The organism is Ruegeria sp. CH2 (assembly GCF_056537065.1).
In genome coordinates this window covers 1-670 of record NZ_JBQFQV010000059.1, presented here as the reverse complement: position 1 = coordinate 670, position 670 = coordinate 1, and the positions used below count along the sequence as shown (strand labels likewise).

1 pseudogene is annotated in these 670 nt (G+C 58.2%); it reads right to left on the bottom strand.

Going from position 1 to position 670, the window contains the following annotated elements:
- Positions 1–25: 25 nt before the first annotated feature.
- A pseudogene (locus tag ACR0M9_RS21120) lies at positions 26–670 on the bottom strand (IS6 family transposase); the annotation flags it as partial.

Here is a 670-nt window from a genome sequence, read left to right as displayed (position 1 = left end):
ACGAGGGAATGCTGATGGTCGGGATTCAAGCGGCTCGAGTGGCAGCATTCGGGGCGTCAAATGCCTCGAGGCGGTGATAACGGATTGTTAGTGCGGAGCGACGACGTGCCGGGACGCGGAAGCAATTTCTAACGGCTGATGGGTGGTTACGAACCGCTGCAAACCTCTTGGAGATCGATGTCCTGGCATCGTCCGTTCTCGCTTTCGGAATGGGAGGGGGCTGTTTTCCGCGCAGTTGTTCAAGCCCTTGTGCGACCAACGATCCAAGCCCGGCGCGATTTCCCGTTTGGCGGTGCCATAGGACCGCAACTTGTTCGTGATGATCCGCTTGGGAATGAAACCAAGGTGCTTGATCAGGCCGCGCAACAGCCGTTTTGCCGCCCGTTTGTCCCGCCTGGATTGGAGGATTTCCTTCAGCACGACATCATGCTGATCAACCGCACCCCAAAGCCAATACTTGCGCCCCGCGAGTCTCGCAGCAACTTCATCCAGATGCCAGACATCACCTGGACGGTTCAGTCTCTGCCGCAGATCTCGAGCTACCGCCGGCCCGAATTTGATGACCCAGCGCCGAACAGTTTCGTAAGAAGCATCGCGCACGCGCTGCAGCAGCATCTCTTCAACTTCCCGCAGGCTCAGATTGAAGCGAACGTACAGCCACACCGCGTGC